This window comes from Pelagibacterium luteolum (genome assembly GCF_900100665.1).
In the GTDB taxonomy this organism is placed as follows: domain Bacteria; phylum Pseudomonadota; class Alphaproteobacteria; order Rhizobiales; family Devosiaceae; genus Pelagibacterium; species Pelagibacterium luteolum.
In genome coordinates this window covers 13324-31128 of sequence record NZ_FNCS01000006.1, presented here as the reverse complement: position 1 = coordinate 31128, position 17805 = coordinate 13324, and the positions used below count along the sequence as shown (strand labels likewise).

Annotated in this window: 18 protein-coding genes and 2 tRNA genes; 11 read left to right on the top strand and 9 right to left on the bottom strand. The window is 59.1% G+C overall.

Features of this window, described 5'->3' with window-relative positions; genetic code table 11:
- Window position 1 precedes the first annotated feature (1 nt).
- The 6 genes from BLR31_RS11370 to mobA form a co-directional block, all read right to left on the bottom strand.
- The gene (locus tag BLR31_RS11370; RefSeq protein ID WP_090596332.1) at window positions 2-1198 is read right to left on the bottom strand and encodes an MFS transporter; all 1197 of its coding nucleotides are present in this window, start codon (window positions 1196-1198) and stop codon (window positions 2-4) included.
- A 106-nt stretch (window positions 1199-1304) separates the two neighbouring features.
- Complete coding sequence (locus tag BLR31_RS11365; RefSeq protein WP_090596329.1) at window positions 1305-2339, bottom strand: TerC family protein; 1035 nt, start codon at window positions 2337-2339, stop codon at window positions 1305-1307.
- Between the two features lie 150 nt (window positions 2340-2489).
- A complete protein-coding gene (locus BLR31_RS11360; protein WP_244505030.1) occupies window positions 2490-3452 on the bottom strand; it encodes a siderophore-interacting protein in 963 nt (320 codons plus the stop codon).
- 11 nt (window positions 3453-3463) lie between these two features.
- On the bottom strand, window positions 3464-4621 hold the full coding sequence (locus tag BLR31_RS11355) for a GGDEF domain-containing protein (RefSeq protein ID WP_176762625.1): 1158 nt from the start codon (window positions 4619-4621) through the stop codon (window positions 3464-3466).
- Between the two features lie 193 nt (window positions 4622-4814).
- Window positions 4815-4889, bottom strand: a tRNA-Asn gene (locus tag BLR31_RS11350).
- Window positions 4890-4964: 75 nt separating this feature from the next.
- Complete coding sequence (mobA, locus tag BLR31_RS11345) at window positions 4965-5579, bottom strand: molybdenum cofactor guanylyltransferase (RefSeq protein ID WP_176762624.1); 615 nt, start codon at window positions 5577-5579, stop codon at window positions 4965-4967.
- Window positions 5580-5684: 105 nt separating this feature from the next.
- On the opposite strand from mobA, the gene BLR31_RS11340 reads away from it, so the two are divergent.
- A tRNA-Cys gene (locus tag BLR31_RS11340) sits at window positions 5685-5758 on the top strand.
- A 299-nt stretch (window positions 5759-6057) separates the two neighbouring features.
- Here BLR31_RS11340 and BLR31_RS21695 read toward each other — a convergent pair.
- The 3 genes from BLR31_RS21695 to BLR31_RS11330 all read right to left on the bottom strand — a co-directional run bounded on the left by BLR31_RS21695 (window position 6058) and on the right by BLR31_RS11330 (window position 7955).
- On the bottom strand, window positions 6058-6210 hold the full coding sequence (locus tag BLR31_RS21695) for a hypothetical protein (RefSeq protein WP_176762623.1): 153 nt from the start codon (window positions 6208-6210) through the stop codon (window positions 6058-6060).
- 589 nt (window positions 6211-6799) lie between these two features.
- The gene (locus tag BLR31_RS11335) at window positions 6800-6979 is read right to left on the bottom strand and encodes a hypothetical protein (protein ID WP_090596320.1); all 180 of its coding nucleotides are present in this window, start codon (window positions 6977-6979) and stop codon (window positions 6800-6802) included.
- Between the two features lie 337 nt (window positions 6980-7316).
- Entirely contained in the window at window positions 7317-7955 is a 639-nt protein-coding gene (locus tag BLR31_RS11330) for a helix-turn-helix domain-containing protein (protein ID WP_090596317.1), read from the bottom strand.
- A gap of 377 nt (window positions 7956-8332) precedes the next feature.
- Here BLR31_RS11330 and BLR31_RS11325 point away from each other — a divergent pair, with 377 nt between their 5' ends.
- From BLR31_RS11325 to nuoG, 10 genes are all read left to right on the top strand, one after another.
- On the top strand, window positions 8333-8902 hold the full coding sequence (locus BLR31_RS11325) for an outer membrane protein (protein WP_090596315.1): 570 nt from the start codon (window positions 8333-8335) through the stop codon (window positions 8900-8902).
- A 227-nt stretch (window positions 8903-9129) separates the two neighbouring features.
- On the top strand, window positions 9130-9684 hold the full coding sequence (locus tag BLR31_RS11320) for an outer membrane protein (protein WP_090596312.1): 555 nt from the start codon (window positions 9130-9132) through the stop codon (window positions 9682-9684).
- Window positions 9685-9883: 199 nt separating this feature from the next.
- On the top strand, window positions 9884-10396 hold the full coding sequence (locus BLR31_RS11315; RefSeq protein WP_090596309.1) for a hypothetical protein: 513 nt from the start codon (window positions 9884-9886) through the stop codon (window positions 10394-10396).
- A 294-nt stretch (window positions 10397-10690) separates the two neighbouring features.
- A complete protein-coding gene (locus tag BLR31_RS11310; RefSeq protein WP_090596306.1) occupies window positions 10691-11056 on the top strand; it encodes an NADH-quinone oxidoreductase subunit A in 366 nt (121 codons plus the stop codon).
- Window positions 11047-11622 (top strand): NuoB/complex I 20 kDa subunit family protein, encoded by a 576-nt coding sequence (locus tag BLR31_RS11305; RefSeq protein WP_090596303.1) that lies wholly within the window; start codon window positions 11047-11049, stop codon window positions 11620-11622. Before BLR31_RS11310 ends, BLR31_RS11305 begins: the two co-directional genes overlap by 10 nt.
- 9 nt (window positions 11623-11631) lie before the next feature.
- The gene (locus tag BLR31_RS11300) at window positions 11632-12234 is read left to right on the top strand and encodes an NADH-quinone oxidoreductase subunit C (protein ID WP_090596300.1); all 603 of its coding nucleotides are present in this window, start codon (window positions 11632-11634) and stop codon (window positions 12232-12234) included.
- Entirely contained in the window at window positions 12231-13421 is a 1191-nt protein-coding gene (locus BLR31_RS11295) for an NADH-quinone oxidoreductase subunit D (RefSeq protein WP_090596297.1), read from the top strand. The genes BLR31_RS11300 and BLR31_RS11295 overlap by 4 nt, the downstream gene beginning before the upstream one ends.
- Window positions 13421-14359 carry an NADH-quinone oxidoreductase subunit NuoE gene (gene nuoE, locus BLR31_RS11290; protein ID WP_244505029.1) on the top strand — a complete coding sequence of 313 codons (939 nt, stop codon included), beginning with the start codon at window positions 13421-13423 and terminating at the stop codon, window positions 14357-14359. The genes BLR31_RS11295 and nuoE overlap by 1 nt, the downstream gene beginning before the upstream one ends.
- A gap of 6 nt (window positions 14360-14365) precedes the next feature.
- A complete protein-coding gene (gene nuoF, locus BLR31_RS11285; protein ID WP_090596294.1) occupies window positions 14366-15673 on the top strand; it encodes an NADH-quinone oxidoreductase subunit NuoF in 1308 nt (435 codons plus the stop codon).
- A 6-nt stretch (window positions 15674-15679) separates the two neighbouring features.
- Window positions 15680-17773: an NADH-quinone oxidoreductase subunit NuoG gene (gene nuoG, locus BLR31_RS11280; RefSeq protein WP_090596291.1), complete on the top strand. Its 2094-nt coding sequence runs from the start codon at window positions 15680-15682 to the stop codon at window positions 17771-17773.
- Window positions 17774-17805: the final 32 nt, after the last annotated feature.

Below are 17805 nucleotides of genomic sequence, written 5' to 3'. Positions count from 1 at the left end.
GTCAGTCTCCCGTGTTGGGCAATAGTGCGGTGAGCAGTCCCGCCAGGGGCAGGAACGAGCACAGCTGAAATACGAAAATAATGCTGGTCAGGTCGGCTACAATCCCGAGCACCGCTGCGCCGAGCGCACCCATGCCAAAGGCGAAGCCGAACATGAGGCCGGCGATCATGCCGACACGACCCGGCAGCAATTCCTGAGCATAGACCAGAATCGCCGAGAACGCCGATGCGAGAATGAAGCCGATCAAAGCGGTAAGGACAATCGACGCTTCGAGACCGACATAGGGCAAGGCGAGTGTGAAGGGCAGTGGGCCAAGGATAGACACCCAGATAACCACTTTCCGGCCGACCTTGTCGCCCACGGGGCCACCGATGAACGTGCCGGCAGCAGCGGCACCCAAAAAGACGAAGAGGTAGAGCTGCGCCGTGGAGGCATCGAGGCCGAAATTTTCAATGAGGAAGAAGGCGTAGAAGCTGGTCATCGACGCCATGTAGACGTTCTTGCTCATGACAAGGACCGCAATGACCGCAAAAGCGCCGATCAATCGGTTGCGGGTGATCGCCGGGTTGCGGCGTTGGACCGGTTGTGGCCGCGCCATGCGGTTCTGTCCGGCATACCAGGTGCTCACCGCCGACAGAACGAGGATCGCCGTGATGGCCACCAAGGCAAACCACGCCACCGAGCCCTGTCCGCGCGGGATGATAATGAAGGCTGCGAGCAGGGGGCCGAACGCTGTGCCGATATTGCCGCCGACCTGAAACAGCGATTGGGCAAACCCCAACCGACCGCCCGATGCCATGCGCGCCACACGCGAAGACTCGGGATGGAAAATCGACGAGCCAACGCCGATCAGCGCCGCGGCCAGCAGCAGCATTGGAAAGCTCGAGGCCGACGACAGGACCATGAGGCCAGCAAGCGTCGAACACATGGCGATGGGGAGAGAATAGGGCTTTGGGTACTTGTCGGTATAAAGGCCGACCACCGGCTGGAGCAGCGATGCCGTCATCTGGTTGACTAGGGTGATGAGCCCGATCTGGGTGAAGTCCAGTGCATAAAGATCGCGTAGCAGCGGGTAAACAGCGGGCAGCAGCGACTGCATCAGATCGTTGAGCAGGTGCGAGAAGCTGATGGCGAACAGCACCCAGAAGGACGTCGCCGGCTTGGCCGGAGCTGGGGCAGCAGTGGCTGTGGTGGTCATCTGGAGGTCCGAAAACAATGGCGGCGCGGAATGGACCGCGCCGCATAGGCTTGAAAGCGTTACGTCCAGCCCGGCCCGGCGTCAAGCGCGGGGCGAGTGAGCGAACTTAGGGATTCGGAGCATCCGTGCTCTTGAGTTCTTCGGGTTTGACAGGATCGATCTGCTGTTCAAGCGGCGGATCGTTTCGTGTCCGCCACAGGGAGTAAGCGATGCCTGCACTTAGCGTGCCGATGGTGATGAACAGCGAAAGAAGCGTCGGAATGTGGATGCCAAGCGGGACCATGAAGACCTTGACGCCAACATAGACCAGCACGATCGCCAATGCCGTCTGCAGATAGCGGAAACGCGCCATTGCGGCAGAGAGGGCGAAGAACAGCGCACGCAAGCCGAGCACCGCAAAGACGTTAGACGTATAGACGATGAATGGATCGGTGGTGATCGCAAAGATCGCCGGAACCGAGTCCACCGCAAAGATCACGTCCACGATCTCGACCATGATCAGTGCGACGGCAAGCGGCGTGAGCCACAGCACCATCTTGCCGGTCTTGGGGTGGGGCTGCTCTACGAGGAACTTGTTGCCGTGGAACTGCGGCGTGATCCTGAAACGCTTGCGTAGGAATTTCAGGATCTTGTTGTTCTCGATGTCCTCGTCTTCCTCGATCTTGCTGAACATACGAATGCCAGTGAAAACGAGGAACGCGCCGAAGAGAAACAGGATGGGCTCGAAGGCATGGACAAGGGCCACGCCGGCACCGATCAGGATGGCGCGGAAGACCAGAACGCCGATGATGCCCCAGAAGAGTACGCGATACTGGTAGAGCCGCGGCACGCCGAGGAAGGCAAAAATCGAGGCGATGACGAAGATGTTGTCCATCGCCAGCGACTGTTCGATTATGTAGCCGGTGAAAAACTCAAGACCCGCTTGCGAGCCGCGTACGAACCAAACCCAGGCGCCGAACGCACAGGCGATAAGAACGTACATGCCATAGAGAACGAAGCTCTCCTTGGCACTGATCTCCTTTTGCTCCTTGTGAAGGAAGCCGAGATCGAAAACCAGAACGGCCGTGACCACGCCAAGAAAGGCGAGCCAGAACCACACGGGCGTGTCGAGAAATGATGTGTAGAGAAACGCGAAATCCATCGCCGGACCTTTTCCATGTAGAGAGATGGAACAGTTCCGACATCACGCAGTGATCAAGAGCACTGCGCCAGAGGGGCCCGGCACTGTGCCGCAACATATACGCCTGTTGACGGCAAAGTGAAAGGGGTGGTTTGAGTCTCGTGTGGACGCCTAAAGGCCGAATTTTTCCAGCGTGGCGTTGTATTCGTCCATGACATCTTCCTTGTCGCGATCAGAATCCCACGCTGCGTCGATCCTGGCTTTGATCGCCGGATCGAGCGCCTCCCATTTGGCGTCCCATTCTTCGGAATTGGCAATCCAGTAGCCGACCAACTCATAGCGCTCGGCGGGCAGCGCCAGGTCCTTGCGCACGAACTTTCTGATGGCACGCACCACCTTCTGCTCGCCTGCCACCCAGACATAGCCGGGCGTCGCAGGCAGGGGCACGGAGCGGACGACCTCCTCGAGCCGACTGGCCGCAACGCCATTGCCACACCCGCGCAGCCACGTGACCGTCGAGAGGGAATGATGAGGCAGCAATTGCTCGTGCTCAGCGTCGGCGACCTCGACAAACACGCGGGATTGGATATGCGCAGGGGTCTGGTCCAGAATGCGTGATAGAGCAGGCAGCCCGGTGGCATCGGCTACAAGCAGTTGCCACTGGGCATCGGCCGGTGGGGAATAGAGACCGCGCGGCCTGTTGATAGTGATGACCTGACCCGGTTGTGCGGACATTGCCCATTCACTGGCGACGCCGCCCTTGTGGACGACGAAGTCGATATCGATACACGGCGATCCATCGGCGCCCGTATAGGCCCGCCGCACCGTATAGGTCGAACACCGAATCGTGTCCTGTCCATCAGGATAGCTCCAGCGCCCATCCTCGGAGATGTGAGGCAGGTGCAAGCGTCCCGTTTCCGGATTGGGGAAAAACAGCCGCAGATACTCGTCGGGGACACCGGTCGTGACGAAGGATGCAAGGCCGGCTCCGCTAAACACCACCCGCACCATGCCCGGCGTGATCGCCGTACTGGCAATGACTGTGGCTTGGTGAAACATCTGGCTCACGACGCTGACCTGCTCGAGCGGGGCGGTTGTCGTGGACGTATTTATGTTGACGGGCGCTGTCAACATAAACTGGCGCGCTATGCCGATAGAATATCCGGCCGCTCAAGCACCGCGCGCAACCGAAGCGGCGACATGGCCATACGGTCCTTGCCGTGATGCTTGGCGAGGTAGAGAGCTTGATCGGCTGACGAAAGCATCTGGGTAAGGCTTTCGCCGGGTTGGCGCAGATGGATGCCCAGGCTGACGGTCAAGGGATAGGTATCGGGCAGTCCCGGCACCGAAATACTGCGCACACCATCCAACAGATGCTGTGCGAGATCGCTCATCTCCGCGCGACGGGCATTTTCACGATAGATTGCAAACTCCTCGCCACCGATGCGGGCGATGATTTGACCTGGTGCGGCGCGCGCAATCGCCGCCGCGATGGCCGCGATGGCCATGTCACCCACACCATGGCCGTAGGTGTCGTTGATCTTCTTGAAGTCGTCGATATCGGCCAGAAGGATCGCGGTGGGGATGCGTTTCGCGTCCGCGTTGGCCATCGCACCTAGCGCTGCTGTTTCAAAGCCACGGCGATTGAACAGGCCGGTCAAATGATCGCGCTGTGCTTCCCCGCGCAATTGCGCCATGAGTTCGAGCGAGGTCGCCAGCAAAAAGACCAATGCGACGCTGACATACATGATGGGCGTGAAGGCCTGTATCGTGGCCCAATAGTCCGAGTCGCGCAGATCGCCATCTGGATTGACGTCGATGCCCTCAAAGACCGTTCCTGAAAACCTGATAATCGCCGCGGCCAGGACCACGCCAGCAAGAGCGACAACCAGCCAGTCCGAGGCGGAGCGTGGGTGTGCTGCAAGGAGTCGCGAGAGCGTGATGATCGCGATGGCCGCAAATGCGGTGTTCATCACGTAGATACGAAAGGTCAGGGAAGGGTCGACATAGAGATACCAGACGAAACCTACCGCGGTGACCAGAGACAGAACAGCGAACAGACGTTTCGGTACGCGCTGGCCGACCCTGAGTAATCCGGCGCTGCACATGGTCATCACCGAAGCGAAAAAGACGCCATTGATGAGAATGCGACCGGGGCGCCAATCCGGCGGTACCAGCAAATCCTGGGCGAGAAAGGCAACGCCGCTGGCTGCGAACGCAATCGTGAGCAAGAGCAGATAGACGCGCTCGCGGCCGGTGCGCCATACAAGCGCGAACGCCGCGGCCAGGACTAGCGCGATCATCGGATTGAGGTATGAAAAAAAATAGTGCCCCGTCAACGCGATCTCAGCCTCGCTCCCCATGCGATCCAAAAGACGTAAAGCACCGCATTATAAAAAAGCGCTAATGAGATCGCGCAATTGGGATGCATGGTGCGATCCGCAGCGAGCATTCACGCGTTCGAATGTCTTTGGAAACCTGACAAAAGCAGAAAATTGGCTCCCCGGGCCGGATTCGAACCAGCGACCAACCGGTTAACAGCCGGTTGCTCTACCACTGAGCTACCGGGGAACGCGTAGCCTGCTCGGCAGGTGGCGATCATCTAGCCAATTTGTCCGCGCTTGCCAACCCCTAATTGAACATTGTTCAAACGCTGCTTCTTCCGCGTTTCGATACGCTTAGCAGATCGGAAAGCGTGTTGATGCCTTCAAAGGGATTTTCCGGCGCAGTCTCGGCGTAGTCGATATAGACGGCGCCCAATCGGCGTTCGATATCGCGGAGGCGCGGGCCGCGCGGGGCCGGTCGAATCGATTTGAGATCAACGCTCAGCGGGCCAGGTCGCCAGAGTGCGATGGTCGGATAGTCGCGCGCACCATACTGCGCCACGACGCAGCCGGTCGCCAAACCCATCAGAGGCGTCGCGCGGGAGATAAAGTCGGTGGGATAAAAAGGCGTATCGACCGAGACCGTCGCCATCAAAGCGTCAGGGGCGTTGTCGATGCACCAAAGCGCTCCAGCCAAGAGGCCCGCTGCAGGGCCGGTGATTCCATCAGGGTCGTCGGGCAGGGCGATGGCGCCGGCCGGGGGAAGCGTCCGTGCGGCGCCCGTGGAATAAAAGAGTGTAAGGCATTGGCCCGCTAGGGCACCCGCCAGCGTATCCTTGAGCGCGATGTTGCCGATGCGAAGATCGCCTTTTCGAACGCCGCCCAGGCGCAATCCCGATCCACCCGATAAAATGAGGCCAACTGTTGGATTTTTCATCTGTGGTGCGAGAAATGTGGAAAAGGGTTCATCGGAGAAAAATGGACAAGCGGCCATTCCGCACTTGTGTAGCGCCCCTAACCTGAACTAGAAACCCCGCCAAGAGGCCTCGTGGCGGAGTGGTGACGCAGCGGATTGCAAATCCGTCCACACCGGTTCGATTCCGGTCGAGGCCTCCACTATTTCCCTCCTGTGAAGTCAACTGGTTAGTGCCATCCATTTCGTGGCTGCTCGTCCTTGCCGTGTCACTGGCCATTATCTCGCGGTTGGATGGTATGGGAAACAGCAGGTACGGAGGGCGGCAAGGCAGACGCCTCCGGTTCCGTAGAACTCGCCATGGCTACCTTTGACTCCAGCGCGATCGAGGCGCTTAACCTCAACCGAATCCTACGAGAGCAGGCAGGGGCTTGAGCAAGGAGCGTCACGAACTGCGCGAGGAGCGCCGTACGCAAGGGGACAACTTGCGCTGATAGGGCCGTCAGCGCGGCTTAGCGGGATTATCCAAGCGGAGAAGCAGAGCGTCGATCTGCTCATTCTGCGGCGGCAGCTTGAACTTGTCCCAGCTGTTCAGGGCGTTTCGGCTCATCTCCGATTTGGCAATCATGGATAGCTGGCGAGCAAATGAACTCATCGGTGGCCTCGAATTGGCTGGCATGATGACTAAAGTTTTAACTACCATATTTGTTCGAGGTTAACTGAAAGTATGGTTGCCTAAGGGTTAAAGGGCGTTGCGTCCGAGAAGATCCGGATCAAGAGGGCCCACCCTTGATACGATTAAATCAGTAGTGGACGGTCGAGTTGTCCGTGCCGATGATATTGGAGCTGGGTTATGAGTATGTCCCGAGGGTTCCAACCCCGGGGTCATCTCCAATCAATGCAGATAGCGCGCCGATCAGCGCTTCAAAAATCTCTCGCCATCGTGCACTGAATTATTCACCCGCTGCTCCTCTTCCATCTCCAAATGGCGCCGATCTTTGGGTGCCTGTGGCGTATTGGGCGTCTCCGCCCGGCCTATCTCCTCAGTGGAGGGATGGGGGTCCTCGCCCGGAGGGCTGGGTTCTACTCTGGGATTAGGTGTGTGCGGCTTCATTTTGCTCTCCTTGCTCTCCTTGCAACTATGAACGTGCGACGAGGGCGCCCGTTCCTGCCTTGCTGTCGAGCAGTCCTCGCTGGCAAGCCGGGCGCGTAAGGTCTGCGAGAGTTAATCGCATGCTGCCCAGTCATTTGGGCTTGATGCCGTGGAGAGTGCAGAAGATGAGGTAAAGCTCATCGGCGCTATCGGTCGAGTTCGCCTGATCAAGCGCGAACGCCGTTAGGTCTTTGTAGATGGCTGAGCCGGGCTTGCACCACCACCGGTGGCGAGTTCGGAAATGATCAATCAATTTCTCAGGGGTCGTCACTGTTACTCCTGTTGATCGTGGGCCTCGATGAACAAAGAATAAGGGTTTCTCGCGGTGGTGGTATCAGATACCCTCAACTGTCTGAAACATGGCGTCAAAAAGCATAAGTCAAACAACGCTCAGAAGCTGATTGCCAACCCATGAATGACTGATTGTTTGCGGCAGACGCTTCACGCTTGGCGGAGCTTTTTGGCTGCGCGAAATGAATGACCCGACCAGGAGGTGGAATCTCCGGTCGGGCCAAAGCCTTCGATCGGCGAAGATCAAAGACAGCGCAGGCAATAGAGGAGGGCGGTCCTGTCAGCAAGCGATATTCTCGATCTTGATGCGAGTGACCTTAGGATTCGGCGTCAGACCCGCTGCCGCGATTGGTCTGGAAAGCAGATCCATCCTGATTGGTGCGAAACATCGTCAAGGTACCCGACCACATGAGTCGGACGTCGCTATCGGTCTCATTGGACCAGCTATGGCTGCGATTGCCACGAAAGTGCAGGCTGTCGCCTTGGCTCACGACGGTCATCTCGTCTTCTATATGTAAGGTGAGATCGCCTTCGAGCACGTAGATGATCTCCTCACCCTCATGGTTGGCGGTCTCAGAGCGATAGCCCGGTGCGATCGTTATGAGGAAGGCCGATAAGACGCTCCCCGGAAAATCCGAATGCAGGCGCTCATAAGCGATGGGGGAATCATTGACGGAAAACCGCATGCGCTCCCCGGCGCGGGTGAGAGCATCCTGCGTGCTCGGTGCCGCGATAAAGTAATCGACACCCACTTCCAGGGCGCGTGCAATCGCGGCCAGCGTGCTTAGTGAAGGGGATGCCTGGTCGCGCTCGACCTGACTGAGATAGCCGATGGACACGCCGGACGAGTCGCCCAGGGTCTGCAATGTCATGCGCAGGCTATGGCGTCGGGCACGAATCAAGGCGCCGACTTTGGCCGCCTGTAACGTCGTTCCTGCCGTTTCGGCGCGATTCATCCCGCTAGCCCCTCTCGCCCGCCACTGGCTTCACCATAATCTGTCACGCCCAATTAACCAGCCCCAATTGCGCCATCGCCCCAAAACCCGGGAGAACGCCAAGATTCGGAGGTGCAAAAAGCGCTTTATTTACCGATGGTTAACCCTAAATGCGTGGCATTTGAGCAACATGAAACTCTCGCCCTATTTGTGCCATGTCGCTGCCCCACTTCGTCCGCACTCGGGCATGATTGTCCGGCTCATCGCATTGGGGTCGATCCACCCGACGCGAGTTGTGGCAGCAGGGCAACACTCCCGGCCCAGACTGCAGAGTGGATCGGAACTTATGCTAGCCGGCACCCATTTGTTGCACACCAGCCGGTACAAAGGAGAATACGATGAACAACCTCAAGAAAGTGGCGCTCGCAGCCCTTCTGTCCACGACCGCATTCGGCGGTGCTTTTGCAGCCGATGCGATCGGGGTCCCAGCTCCCGCCATTCCCGCAGCTCCCGTCGTTGATATGGGTAGCGGCTTTGACTGGAACGGCTTTTATGCCGGTGCCAATGTCGGCGCCCAGAACAACATCGATCTCGACGACACAGACTGGACCATTGGTGCCCAGGCTGGTGTGAACGCACAGTTCGATTTCTTCCTGGTCGGTGCTGAAGTCGCCCTCGACGGCGTCTTTGCTGAAGACGAAACCTACGCATACGGCTCGGCTCTGGCCCGTGGTGGTGTGCTCGTGACTGACGAACTGCTCGCATACGGTGCGATCGGTTACGGCACCGACTTCGATTCCGACGCCGTTGGCGCTGTGGGCGATCACGTCCTCGCCGGTGGTGGTCTCGAATTTGCAGCCACCGACAACGTTTCGGTCCGCGGTCAGTACCTCTATGGTTGGGGTCAGGACTCGGCAACCGACAACGACATCCACAAGTTCCAGATCGGTGCGAACTTCCACTTCTAGTTGCACCATCGGTTCTGCCGATGTTTGGGCGGTCCCTTCGGGGGCCGCCTTTTTTGTTCATGTTTTGTTAGGGTAAACGAATGCCCTGTGCCTCAAATGCCACAAGTTTTAGCATTAGTGGCAGCAATGTGCCGATTTATGGTCGGTGGGGTGTTGAGGGGATTGGAATCAGGCGGGAATTGGGCAATATAGGATCATGTTAACCCCCGCGCTTTGAGGTGCTTTAAATGTCTTTTGTTAAGTCCACTCTTCTCGCCGCTGCTGCAACCGTTGCTGTTGCTTCGGCTGCCTATGCTGCTGATCCCATTATGCCTGCTCCCGTCGTGCCGGTCGCCCCGATTGCGTCCACCTTCGATTGGAACGGCTTCTATGCTGGCGCGAGCGCCGGTGCTCTGAACCACGTCGACGACGAAGATACCTTCTGGACCCTCGGTGCCCAGGCCGGTGTGAACGCACAGTTTGATTTCTTCCTCGTCGGTGCTGAAGTTTCGCTCGACGGCGTCTTCGCCGATGACGAAACCTACGCTTACGGTGCTGCGCTTGTTCGCGGTGGTGTCGTGCTCGACCGCGTCCTCGCTTACGGTGCGATCGGTTACGGTTCCGACTTTGACTCCGACTCGACTGGCTCCGTTGGCGATCACGTTCTTGCCGGTGGCGGTCTCGAATTCGCTGCTACGGACAGCGTCTCGATCCGTGGCCAGTACCTCTATGGCTGGTCGCAGGACGATGCTGTTGACACCGATATCCACAAGTTCACCATCGGTGCAAACTTCCACTTCTAGGATTTGAGTGGGCCTATCGGGGGACAGGCCCGTTCGTCTTGAAGTTGCAACGGCCTCGCGCAAGCGGGGCCGTTGTCGTTTGGGCACAGCCTAAATGCCTGCAATTTTAGGAAAGTCTTATCCACGTTTCCAAGGTTAACTTGAGACACGGGGCTCCTCGGCAATAATGGCGTCAATTAACCTTAATGGAGTGACGCATATGTCGATTGGCGTTCGCATTGCCGCGGTGGCCCTTTCCGCGACGGCTTTTGGCTCGGCGGCCATGGCCCAGGATTATGGCCCGTTCGGATACGGCGCCACGGGGTCGGGCTATGGTTTCGACTGGAACGGCTTTTACGCCGGTGTCTATGGCGGCGGCGTCCCGATGGGCAACACGCCATCGTTTAATGGCGGTATCTTCACCGGCGTCAATGTGTCGATCGAAAGTGCCGTCGTCGGGTTGGAGGCTCAATTGGGTGGCGATATCGGCGACGAGCTTTCGCTCGATGCGCTTCTTATGGCCAAAGGCGGCATGGCGCTTGGGCCAGTGCTGGTCTACGGCACGGGTGGTGGTGGTCTCGTCGGTGGCGATGTCGGCTATGCATTCGGTGGCGGCGCGGACTATGGCATCACCGATTATATGAGCGTGCGCGGCGAAGTTCTTGGCACTGGAGCCTGGGGCGATATGCCGTCCGATCTGCGTCTGACAGCGGGCCTGTCTTTCCACCTTTAAGCGAGCTTGCGTTCGATCACGCGCAATTGTTGGCCTGCCTAGTATCCCAGCGTCGAGGGTGGCGCGGATTTGGTTAGCTTTGCGTGCCGAAATCAGCGGTGAGCGGGGAGTTTTCGCTCCGAGGGCAGGGGCGAATTGTTTCGCCTTATAATATGACGAAGGCGGTCAAATTTATCCCCCCTTGAAACCGCATAGGGGGTGCGTTAAGCCCTGTCCAAATTCTTGGGGGCTGCGCAGCGCGCGAGTCCTTTGATCCGGTTCCCCGCCGGACGCTTTACAAGGCTTGGCTGTCTAATGAACGAACTGCTCAGCGAATACCTGCCGATTTTGATTTTTGTGGGGCTGGCCGGTGTCATCGGTCTGGCGCTTCTGGTTGCGCCTTTCCTGATCGCGGTCAAAAAGCCCGACCCTGAAAAAGTTTCGGCCTACGAATGTGGCTTCGAGGCATTCGACGATGCCCGCATGAAGTTCGACGTTCGCTTCTATCTCGTCGCGATCCTGTTCATCATCTTCGATCTGGAAGTGGCCTTTCTCTTTCCCTGGGCTGTCGCCTTTGGCGATGTGGGTTGGTATGGCTTCTGGTCGATGATGATATTCCTCGGCATCCTGACCATTGGCTTCATCTATGAATGGCGCAAGGGAGCACTTGAATGGGATTGAGCGATACAACCCTCGTCGCACCGCGTCCTCGTGGTTTAATCGATCCCGCGACCAATCAATTGGTGGGCGCGACCGACCCTTATTATGTCGAGATCAACAACGAGCTCGCCGATAAAGGCTTCCTCGTCACCTCGACCGACGAACTGATCAACTGGGCTCGTACGGGTTCATTGATGTGGATGACGTTTGGCCTTGCGTGCTGCGCCGTCGAAATGATGCAGATGTCCATGCCGCGCTACGATTGCGAGCGCTTCGGTTTCGCGCCGCGTGCGTCACCGCGCCAGTCTGACGTAATGATCGTTGCCGGCACGCTGACCAACAAGATGGCTCCGGCGCTGCGCAAGGTCTACGACCAGATGCCGGAGCCACGCTACGTCATCTCGATGGGAAGTTGCGCCAATGGCGGCGGCTATTACCACTATTCCTATTCGGTCGTGCGCGGCTGCGATCGTATCGTTCCGGTGGATATCTATGTCCCCGGCTGCCCTCCGACTGCTGAAGCACTGCTCTATGGCGTGCTTTTGCTGCAAAAGAAAATCCGGCGTACCGGAACGATCGAGCGATAAGGCCAATCGATGGAAGATGCTCTTTCAGAACTCGGCGAGTATGTATCGCTCAAGCTCGGCGAGGCCCTTGATGGGTATTCGGTCGCCTATGGCGAGCTGACGCTCGAGGCCAGGGCCGAAGCGATCGTGACGGTGATGCGTACCCTGCGCGACGATCCGCGTTGCCAGTTTGCGTCGTTCATCGACGTGTGCGGCGTTGATTATCCGGAGCGGGCCCAGCGCTTCGATGTCGTCTATCATCTGCTGAGCCCATACCAGAACACGCGCATTCGCGTTCGGATCGTTACGGACGAGTTCTCCCCCGTGCCATCGATCACCGGCGTCTATCCGGGCGCCGATTGGTTCGAGCGTGAGGCCTATGATCTCTACGGCATCATGTTCTCGGGCCACCACGATCTTCGCCGCATCCTCACCGACTACGGGTTCGATGGACATCCGCTGCGCAAGGATTTCCCGCTGACCGGCTTTGTTGAAGTGCGCTACGACGAAGAGCGTCGCCGCGTGGTCTATGAACCCGTAAAGCTCGCGCAGGAATTTCGGAATTTCGATTACCTTTCGCCTTGGGAAGGCACAGACTACGTGCTGCCCGGCGACGAGAAGGCCAAGCAATGACCGAGCACGACGTTCGTACATTCAACATCAACTTCGGGCCGCAACACCCTGCGGCTCACGGTGTTTTGCGTCTGGTGCTCGAACTTGACGGTGAAGTCGTGGAGCGCGTCGATCCCCATGTGGGTCTGCTCCATCGCGGAACTGAAAAGCTGATCGAAGCCAAGACTTATCTGCAAGCGCTGCCCTATTTCGATCGTCTCGACTACGTGGCGCCGATGAACCAAGAGCACGCGTTCTCGATGGCCGTCGAGCGCCTGCTCGGTATCGAAGTTCCGTTTCGTGGCCAGTTGATCCGCGTACTGTACTCGGAAATCGGCCGCATCCTGTCGCACATGCTCAATGTCACGACACAGGCGCTGGACGTTGGCGCGCTGACGCCGCCGCTCTGGGGCTTCGAGCAGCGCGAACAGCTTATGGTTTTTTATGAGCGTGCTTCCGGCTCGCGCATGCACGCGGCCTATATCCGGCCCGGCGGTGTCCACCAGGACCTGCCTCAAGACCTCATCGACGATATCGCGAAATTCACCGAGACCTTCCCCAAGGCGCTCGATGATCTCGATCAGCTCATCACCGGGAACCGCATCTTCAAGCAGCGCAACGTCGATATCGCGACGGTTTCGCTCGAAGACGCGTGGGCCTGGGGCTTCTCCGGTGTGATGGTGCGTGGCTCTGGTGCGGCCTGGGATTTGCGCAAGTCGCAGCCTTATGAGTGCTACGACCGATTGGATTTCGATATCCCCGTCGGCAAGAACGGCGATTGCTACGACCGCTATCTCATTCGCATGGAAGAGATGCGTCAGTCCAATTCGCTCATGCGCCAGTGCGTCGATCTGCTCAATTCGCCTGAAGGGCAGGGACCCGTCTCGACGATGGACGGCAAGGTCGTTCCGCCCAAGCGCGGAGAGATGAAGCGCTCCATGGAAGCGCTGATCCACCATTTCAAGCTCTACACCGAAGGCTATCGGGTGCCTGAGGGCGAAGTGTACGCCGCTGTCGAAGCGCCCAAGGGCGAGTTCGGCGTCTATCTGGTTTCTGATGGCACCAACAAGCCGTATCGCTGCAAGATCCGCGCCCCCGGGTTCGCGCATCTTCAGGCCATGGATTTTCTCTGTCGCGGGCACCTTCTGGCCGACGTTTCGGCCATTCTGGGCTCCCTCGACATCGTGTTCGGAGAGGTTGATCGCTGATGAGCGTGCGTCGCCTTGCAGATGATTCTGTCCAGCCGCAGAGCTTTGCGTTTTCTAACGACAACGCCGCCTGGGCCCAAAAGCGTATTGCCCTTTACCCGGCCGGGCGCCAGCAATCGGCGGTGATCCCGCTTTTGATGCGGGCGCAGGAACAGGACGGCTGGATATCGCGTGCGACGATCGAAACGATCGCCGACATGCTCGACATGCCCTATATCCGTGTTCTGGAAGTGGCGACGTTTTATACGCAGTTTCAGCTTCAGCCGGTCGGTACGCGGGCCCATATCCAGGTTTGTGGTACGACGCCGTGCATGTTGCGTGGAGCCGAAGATATCCGTGCTGTTTGCCAGAAGCACATTCATCCTGACGCGCACCATCTCAATGATGACGGTACGCTGAGCTGGGAAGAAGTCGAATGCGCCGGTGCATGCGTGAACGCACCGATGGTAACGATCGGCTTCGACACATATGAGGACCTGACCCCAGAGCGCTTCGAGGAAATTCTCCTAGCATTCCGCGACGGCAAGGGTGACACCATCCAGCCTGGCCCGCAGAACGGCCGCCGTTTCTCGGCACCTCTCGCGGGGCAAACGACGCTTTTGGAAGATCCCAAGCCCACGCGCGGTCATGCCAAGGGCGGGCGTATCGAAACCGACGTCGACGCGACCAAGCCCGGCCGTAAGCAGGAAATCGACGAAGAGGCGGCCCCGGCGATCAAGGGTCCCTCGGAAGAAGGCAAGGTCTCGGAAGCCGAGGCTAAGAGCGCTGAGAAAAAGGCTGCCGGTCCAGCACGCCGCAAGCCTGATCAAGCAGGGCGCGAAGGCGCGACGGGTGCTGAATCGCCGGCCATTGAAAAGACCGCCAGCGAAACGGGCGAAGAGACCAAGACAACCGGACGCCGGCCATCTCGGGCGAAAAAGCCCCAGGCCGAGGAGTAGCCGCAAATGCTCACCGATCAGGATCGCATTTTCACCAATCTTTACGGCCAGGACGATTGGGGCCTCGAAGGCGCAAAGCGCCGCGGCTCGTGGAACGGCACGAAAGAATTGCTCGACCAGGGCCGCGACTGGCTGACCAACGAGGTGAAGGCTTCGGGTCTGCGTGGCCGTGGCGGCGCCGGCTTTTCGACGGGCCTCAAATGGTCTTTCATGCCCAAGGTCAATGATGGGCGCCCGCATTACCTCGTCGTCAATGCCGACGAATCCGAGCCCGGTACGTGCAAGGATCGCGAAATCCTGCGCCACGATCCACATCACCTGATCGAAGGATGCCTGATCGCCGGCCGGGCCATGGACGCGCACGCAGCTTACATCTATGTGCGCGGCGAATTTATGCGCGAGCGTCACCGTCTGGAAGCTGCCGTGCAGCAGGCCTATGACGCTAGGCTGATCGGCAAGAACAACATCCATGGTTGGGACTTCGACATCATCGTCCACCATGGTGCCGGCGCCTATATCTGCGGCGAAGAAACCGCGCTTCTCGAGTCGCTCGAGGGCAAGAAGGGCCAGCCGCGTTTGAAGCCGCCATTCCCGGCGGGCATGGGGCTCTATGGTTGCCCGACGACTGTCAACAACGTTGAGTCGATCGCCGTCGTGCCGGAAATTCTGCGCCGTGGTGCACCTTGGTTCGCTGGCCTTGGCCGCGAAAACAATACGGGCACCAAGCTGTTCTGCGTATCGGGCCACGTCAATCAGCCCGCCACCTTCGAAGAAGAGATGGGCATCCCGTTCGAAATGCTGATCGAAAAGCATTGCGGCGGCATTCGCGGCGGCTGGGACAATCTTCTGGCCGTCATTCCCGGCGGATCGTCGGTCCCTTGCGTCCCGGGCGAAAAAATTCGCACGGCGCATATGGATTTCGATGGCCTGCGCGAAGTCGGCTCGTCGCTCGGCACCGCTGCGGTGATCGTGATGGACAAGTCCACAGACATCATCAAGGCCATCTGGCGCCTCTCGGCCTTCTACAAGCACGAGAGCTGCGGCCAGTGTACGCCGTGCCGTGAGGGCACCGGCTGGATGATGCGGGTGATGGAACGCATGGTGCGCGGTGAAGCGCAAAAGCGCGAGATCGACATGCTGTTCGCCGTGACCAAGCAGGTCGAGGGCCACACGATCTGTGCACTTGGCGATGCTGCGGCCTGGCCTATCCAAGGGCTAATCAAGAACTTCCGTCACGTGATCGAAGAGCGGATCGACGCATACACCTACAAGTCCACCTCTGACGGCGCAGTGCCGTCGGTTGCGGCGGAGTAAGAACGAATGGCGCAACTCAAGGTCGATGGCGAACTGATCGAAGTTCCCGATCACTTCACACTCATGCAGGCTGCCGAAGCAGCGGGCGCTGAAATTCCCCGCTTTTGTTATCATGAGCGGCTGTCCGTAGCAGGCAATTGCCGCATGTGCCTCGTTGAAGTGAAGGGCGGACCGCCCAAGCCTCAGGCAAGCTGCGCCATGAGCGTGCGCGATCTGCGCCCCGGCCCGAACGGCGAAGCGCCTGAAATGTTTACCAACACGCCGATGGTCAAGAAGGCCCGCGAGGGCGTGATGGAGTTCCTGCTGATCAACCATCCGCTCGATTGCCCGATATGCGATCAGGGCGGCGAGTGCGATCTGCAGGATCAGGCGATGGCCTATGGCGTGGACACGTCGCGCTATTGGGAAAACAAGCGCGCCGTCGAGAACAAGCACATCGGGCCGCTCGTCAAGACCATCATGAACCGGTGCATCCACTGCACCCGCTGCGTGCGGTTTACGACCGAAGTAGCCGGCGTTTCCGAACTCGGCCTGATCGGTCGTGGTGAAGACGCTGAAATCACATCCTATCTCGAGCGCTCGATGACCAGCGAGCTGCAGGGCAATGTGATCGATCTCTGCCCGGTCGGTGCGCTGACATCAAAGCCTTATGCTTTCCAGGCGCGTCCGTGGGAATTGAGCAAGACTGAGTCCATCGACGTCATGGACGCCGTCGGCTCCAACATTCGCGTCGATGCGCGTGGTCGCGAAGTGATGCGCATTCTCCCGCGCATCCACGAAGGCATCAACGAAGAGTGGATTTCCGACAAGACCCGGTTTGTCTGGGACGGCCTGCGCACCCAGCGGCTCGATCGCCCCTATGTGAAGAAGGGCGCCAAGCTCCAGGCGACGAGCTGGGCAGAGGCATTTGCAGCGGTCGCGGACGCCGTCAAGAGCGTGGAGCCGAGCCGTATCGGCGCTATCGCTGGTGATCTGGCCGGTGTCGAAGAAATGTACGCCCTCAAGGCGCTGATGACGGCGATCGGGTCGTCAAACATCGACGCGCGTCCTGCAGGCTCGGCGCTCGATCCCAAAAAGGGCAGGGGCTCCTATATCTTCAATCCCACTATCGCCGGGATCGAACAGGCCGATGCTATCCTGATCATCGGCGCCAATCCACGTCGCGAGGCAGCCCTCGTCAATGCACGCATCCGCAAGGCATGGCGCACCGGCAAGGTCGCAGTCGGATTGATCGGTGAAGCTGCTGATCTCACTTACGACTATGCGCATCTTGGCGCCGGTATTGATTCATTGGTTGATCTGGCTGGTGGTCGTGGCGATTTCGCTGAAGTGTTCTCCAAGGCGCAGCGCCCGCTGGTGATCGTCGGCGAGGGTGCCGTGACGGGAGCGTCCGGCAAGGACGTGTTGGCCCTGGCTGCCCAGATTGCCAAAGCGAATGGCGCGCTGAGCGATGAGTGGACCGGCTTTGCCGTGCTGCACAACGCCGCATCGCGGGTGGGCGCACTCGACATCGGCTTTGTACCGGGCCGGGGTGGTCTGGATACGGCCGGCATGGTCAAGGCCGCAGGAGCGGGCAAGCTCGACGTCCTGTTCGTTCTCGGCGCCGACGAGATCGACATGGCCGGATTGGGCGGAACAAAGGTCATCTATATCGGCACGCATGGGGACGCCGGTGCGCATCGCGCGGACATCATCCTGCCGGCGGCGACTTACACCGAAAAGTCGGCGACCTACGTCAACACCGAAGGGCGCGTGCAGATGACCACTCGCGCGGTCTTCGCGCCGGGCGAGGCCAAGGAAGACTGGGCCATCCTCCGTGCCCTGTCGGCCGTTTTGGGCCATACCCTGCCATTTGACTCGCTGAATGCCCTCCGCGCCAAGCTTTATGGGGATTTCCCCCATCTGGCACAGCTCGACACCATTGCATCGGGTAAGCCTTCCGATGTATCGGCTCTGGCGAACGCTGCGGCACCCAAGAAGACCTATTCGCTGATCTCTCCAGTTGGCGATTTCTACCTCACGAACCCGATAGCGCGCGCATCAGCCGTCATGGCCGAATGTTCGCAGCTTATGTCGGGTCTGAAACAGGCCGCAGAGTAAGGCAGCGATATGGACTGGATTTTCTACGCGCT

What these genes read in the sequence shown, in the direction of transcription:
- BLR31_RS11355 (WP_176762625.1), bottom strand. Translation starts at nt 4,621, where the DNA reads ATGATCGCGCTAGTCCTGGCCGCGGCGTTCGCGCTTGTATGGCGCACC.
- BLR31_RS11370 (WP_090596332.1), bottom strand. Translation starts at nt 1,198, where the DNA reads ATGACCACCACAGCCACTGCTGCCCCAGCTCCGGCCAAGCCGGCGACG.
- BLR31_RS11310 (WP_090596306.1), top strand. Translation starts at nt 10,691, where the DNA reads ATGAACGAACTGCTCAGCGAATACCTGCCGATTTTGATTTTTGTGGGG.
- BLR31_RS21695 (WP_176762623.1), bottom strand. Translation starts at nt 6,210, where the DNA reads ATGAGTTCATTTGCTCGCCAGCTATCCATGATTGCCAAATCGGAGATG.
- nuoE (WP_244505029.1), top strand. Translation starts at nt 13,421, where the DNA reads ATGAGCGTGCGTCGCCTTGCAGATGATTCTGTCCAGCCGCAGAGCTTT.
- nuoG (WP_090596291.1), top strand. Translation starts at nt 15,680, where the DNA reads ATGGCGCAACTCAAGGTCGATGGCGAACTGATCGAAGTTCCCGATCAC.
- BLR31_RS11315 (WP_090596309.1), top strand. Translation starts at nt 9,884, where the DNA reads ATGTCGATTGGCGTTCGCATTGCCGCGGTGGCCCTTTCCGCGACGGCT.
- BLR31_RS11325 (WP_090596315.1), top strand. Translation starts at nt 8,333, where the DNA reads ATGAACAACCTCAAGAAAGTGGCGCTCGCAGCCCTTCTGTCCACGACC.
- BLR31_RS11360 (WP_244505030.1), bottom strand. Translation starts at nt 3,452, where the DNA reads ATGTTGACAGCGCCCGTCAACATAAATACGTCCACGACAACCGCCCCG.
- BLR31_RS11365 (WP_090596329.1), bottom strand. Translation starts at nt 2,339, where the DNA reads ATGGATTTCGCGTTTCTCTACACATCATTTCTCGACACGCCCGTGTGG.
- mobA (WP_176762624.1), bottom strand. Translation starts at nt 5,579, where the DNA reads ATGAAAAATCCAACAGTTGGCCTCATTTTATCGGGTGGATCGGGATTG.
- BLR31_RS11330 (WP_090596317.1), bottom strand. Translation starts at nt 7,955, where the DNA reads ATGAATCGCGCCGAAACGGCAGGAACGACGTTACAGGCGGCCAAAGTC.
- BLR31_RS11305 (WP_090596303.1), top strand. Translation starts at nt 11,047, where the DNA reads ATGGGATTGAGCGATACAACCCTCGTCGCACCGCGTCCTCGTGGTTTA.
- BLR31_RS11320 (WP_090596312.1), top strand. Translation starts at nt 9,130, where the DNA reads ATGTCTTTTGTTAAGTCCACTCTTCTCGCCGCTGCTGCAACCGTTGCT.
- BLR31_RS11295 (WP_090596297.1), top strand. Translation starts at nt 12,231, where the DNA reads ATGACCGAGCACGACGTTCGTACATTCAACATCAACTTCGGGCCGCAA.
- nuoF (WP_090596294.1), top strand. Translation starts at nt 14,366, where the DNA reads ATGCTCACCGATCAGGATCGCATTTTCACCAATCTTTACGGCCAGGAC.
- BLR31_RS11300 (WP_090596300.1), top strand. Translation starts at nt 11,632, where the DNA reads ATGGAAGATGCTCTTTCAGAACTCGGCGAGTATGTATCGCTCAAGCTC.